The following is a 4,161-nucleotide window of genomic DNA, read 5'->3' as shown; positions in this document are numbered from 1 at the left end:
ATGCAGCCAATTTCGCACTCAAAGATTTTCCTGTCCCCGGTGCTCCCCAGAGAATCATCCCCTTGGGAAAACTGAGGTTGTGTTGCTTGGCTTCCGCTTTAAGTAACACCGCAGCACGTTCCAAAATATCTTCCAACAAATCCAAACCAGCAGCTTGGGGTACATCTGGTTCACTCAGAAATTCAACACCTTGATTTTTGAGTTTGCTTTTCTTGTAGGCTAAAACCCCATCAATGAGTTCTTCGAGGTTGCGAGATAATCCCAATAATCGCGAAAATAAAATATCTAATTCCCCCAGAGGTAAACCCAAACAAGCTCGAACAAACGGTTCTAATAGTTGCGGATTTGCTTTGAGATGCGATACAAAATTAGATTTACTGGCAATAAATCTTTCAACTTCTGAAATGCTTGGTAAAGGATTAGGTACCACCGAAATTAAAGGTAATAAATCGTTCGGAAGCTCGATATAACTTTCTAGGCATATTAGAAATTTTGGTGCATGACTGATAGGAAAACTGTAAGCTAAATTACTCAAGATGATTCTGGTTTCTGGGGTTATTGTACCTGTAGATGAGATGATACCTTCAAAAGCGAATACCCCCGGTATTGTAGGATTATTGAACAACCATTCCAAACCTGATTTACACGGAATATTACTATTATTTAGATTCGAGGAATCATCCACCTGCTGTAATTTTGAATAACCTATATTCCAAAAATAAAGAGGTAAATTATGTTGTTTTGCCAACTGCGATAAAATTTGCAATACTCTCTTTCTTTCTGTAACTGGGGTCTCTAGTGCGACAATTGCTTGTCTCGTGTCAAACAGGGTATGCAAGTGATTTAATGACATGATGGATGGAGAGAGTTTTTTAGATAGTATGGTAGCCGAAGGCTTGTCTTGCTTATTATTTACCTGGTGGGATTAATTGTCCTTGGAAAGATATGGGAGGTTTCAAATTTTCCTCGATTCCCAATAAACCCAACTCAGTTATTAATGGAAGAGAAACCTTTGTTTGTACAGCAATCTCAATTAAAGTTTTATCTGAGGTATTTCGAGCTAATGCAATAAATTCTCGAATTTTGGCAACTACAGGGTCAGATGCTGAAGTATAACCTCGACGAATTGCAGCAATTAAACCCCTTTCAATATCGCTGATTGAGGCTCTACGAGAAGAATCGACTTGTATAGTGGGTTCAATACCAGTTGAATTAAGTGTTTGATTTGAAATTGCGATACCACTGTAAATAGGAGCGCTACTAATCTTCTTTAAATTAAAAGTATAAAGATGAGATTGACCATCGCTATTTCTAGTTTTTACAAACAAATTGGTATTACTACTTGTCGTTAAATTCGGAAATCGCAAAGGTTTAATCCTACGGATAAATAAAGTTGTGGATTGGCCATTTTCCAAGGGTGTATCGGTAGAGTAAGTGAAATTGCTGGGGTCAGACAGGAAAACTTGGGTAATCCGCTCATTGATGTTAGAAAAATCAATTGCAGTTGCTCTCCCATTCCCAACTTTTATTTCAATTGCTCGTGAGTTTAACCCTCTTGCTTGGCTAGCATTAACTGTTAGTATTGCAGGTTGAGAATATGATGGATTAATTGGAAAAATAACTGATATTCCTACAGCGATCGCAATTGATTTTGCCAAAATTATTGTTTTCATAGACTGCTAACTTCAATTTGACACTTCAAGAAAGTTATTGAAAAATATCGATACTTTGGTATTTACAGGTAAAATTGCCACATCTGGACGGTTAATAATCTCACTGCTTGCTTTCTCTGCACGTTGACTCAAGCGCTGTGACATCGGTTTGAAAAATCCTTCTACTGCTGCGGCTAAAACATTTGGTTTATTGGCTTGAGTTGTGATTATTTGGCTGTTAAAATCTCCATTGGAAGTAGTTATGGAAGATTGATTTTGATTTTGGTTGAACACTTCTCCAGCAAGACCAGCAGCACCAAGTAATCCAATTAAAATATCTTGTTGGGCGATCGCTTTACCTTTATCCGTCATCGATTTAGCAATCAATGGCTTCTGGTTTTCTGCTTGAATAGAAATTACACCTTGGGGTATTTGTTGCTGTTGAATGCGACCAAATTTGTCTGTGAAAATACTTGCTATGACGTTATTTTGTACTAATTTATTTTCCTCGGATACCGCATCCACATCGACAATAAAAATTGTGCCTTTGGGGAAAATAATGCGGTTATTTGTAGAAATGACTTCTTGTTGCGATCGCACTGCAAATCTAACCCCATTTTTTCCTGACTGTGTCCAAATCATTGGTACTAAAACTTCTCCCTTCGCAGTTGTCCCAATTTGGATTTGAGTTGGGTCATTATGTTCGGGAAATAATACTGTGGAATTATTGCGATCGCGATTAGGATTGGTTCGGTTTAAAATACCCCACTCCCCAGGTGTTTGAGTTTGGGTTGCTAAAGTGCTTGGGGAAAGAGTTTGACTATCATTGATAGCGACTGCGGGCATAATATTTGTGCTTGTATTTGTATTGTCTTCTTCTCTATTGTTGAAATCATTATTTGTTTTTATTTCTTGAGGTATTTCCTCTACACTGGTATTTTTCGCAACTTCGGTAACAGCATCACTTTTAATACTTTGTTGTCCCAAAGTCGCAAGTTGATTCCAACGCTCGAAGGGGTCAATATTTTCAACAGAAGGAGTAACTTTTGTTAGAGCAACAGGTTTTGAGTGCGATTTAACGGGTACTGTTTCGCGAACAATTCTTGTTGGAGATGGAACTAGAACCCGTTCGCGAATAATTCTTGGTCTTGGTGTGGGAACGGGACGAGTTCGTTGAGTTTTTACCGTTGTGCTTGGTTTTGGTGAAGTTGTAACTTGTTTTTGTGTTTGTGGTTGTTCCAGGTTGCGACTCTCTTGGTTGCGTAGTGCTAACTCGGCTTTGAGACGCGCTGCTTCATCACTTTCTGGAGAAGCTGTGTTTGTCACCGTTGGTTTTGGAGTTGGTGCTTTGACAACAGGTTTAGGTGCCAAGAAAATTGACCATACCATCCATGCAAAACCCATTACACCACCAACTAAAAGGGATGCGATCGCAAACCGAATTAAAGGGTTTTCGCTCTCGTCAAGTGGTTCTGCTTGCTCGGAATCTCGTTGGATGAGATATTCGCGATCAATTAAAGCTATTTTTTCTGGTTGGTATCCAGATAATTCTAATTCTTCCTCTGGAGTCAGTTCTTCATAATTCGATTCATTAGTATAACTTTCATGAAGGTTTTCCATAATTAATATCCATGATTTATATGACTATTTATTAGGTGTAAATTCAGCTATTTTTGTGATTTCTAAACCCGCACTTCTAATTTCATATAATTGCTGTTCCAATGGAAAATTCTTATTGAGAGATTGGGAAGGAATATCTACCGCTTGCAAACGAAAAGTACGATTAAAATTAATTTCCTCATCCTCTCCACCTGCTAAATTTACCAATACTCGCGTTGCGACCATATCGACTTCCCACTCGCCCATTTTTATTTGTCGGGGAGCAGAAAGATAGGAAATAATAATTTTGGAGCGGATTTGACCAGCAAATACACGGGAGGGTGTAATTTCTGCGATCGCATTCAATGCTGCTTGACGAAAGCCTTGTTTTCCCGATTGAATCAAAAATGAGCCAATATAAGCATTTGTTGTAATTCGTTTGCCTTTCCCAATATCTCGTCCTTTATCTATATCTTTGGTTCCAGGAATATTCCCATCCCAGTTAAATGTTAAATTTGCCCATTGTCGCACAGTATTTTTGATAACTTCTGGATGGCGATATAGATAATCTTGCTCGGAGATAACTAAAGAACGACCATTTACTAATTGAACAAAAGTTGTTTTTTTTGCAGCAAGTTGATTGAATTTAAAACTGATAAATAATAAGAATAAAAAACTAATAAAACTAAATGTTGTTAGCCCAATAAAGCATAAAGGGAGTATATCTTTAGAATCAAGCAATAATTTTGGTCGTCGAACCTGCTTCAATGATTTAAGCATCTTTTAAATCCTCCCAACAAACCCGGTCGCAACAGCTAACACCCCGTCAAAAGCAGCATTAACTAAAGCTGGAACTCGGTTATTTATTCCCGTATAAAGCGCAATTCCTCCCCCTCCAGCAATTAACAAC

At 38.1% G+C, this 4,161-nt stretch carries 3 protein-coding genes and 1 pseudogene; all 4 read right to left on the bottom strand.

Going from position 1 to position 4,161, the window contains the following annotated elements; translation table 11 throughout:
* A pseudogene (locus tag VB733_RS27345) lies at positions 1–853 on the bottom strand (ATP-binding protein); the annotation flags it as partial.
* Between the two features lie 55 nt (positions 854–908).
* The gene (locus tag VB733_RS27340) at positions 909–1,673 is read right to left on the bottom strand and encodes a hypothetical protein (protein WP_323343187.1); all 765 of its coding nucleotides are present in this window, start codon (positions 1,671–1,673) and stop codon (positions 909–911) included.
* 12 nt (positions 1,674–1,685) lie between these two features.
* A complete protein-coding gene (locus VB733_RS27335) occupies positions 1,686–3,272 on the bottom strand; it encodes a hypothetical protein (protein ID WP_323343186.1) in 1,587 nt (528 codons plus the stop codon).
* A 24-nt stretch (positions 3,273–3,296) separates the two neighbouring features.
* Positions 3,297–4,031: a hypothetical protein gene (locus tag VB733_RS27330; RefSeq protein ID WP_323343185.1), complete on the bottom strand. Its 735-nt coding sequence runs from the start codon at positions 4,029–4,031 to the stop codon at positions 3,297–3,299.
* Between the last annotated feature and the right edge of the window lie 130 nt (positions 4,032–4,161).

The organism is Calothrix sp. UHCC 0171 (assembly GCF_034931845.1).
Classification (GTDB): domain Bacteria; phylum Cyanobacteriota; class Cyanobacteriia; order Cyanobacteriales; family Nostocaceae; genus Brunnivagina.
The sequence above is the reverse complement of the archived record's forward strand: the minus strand, read 5'-3'. Positions and strand labels throughout refer to the sequence as shown.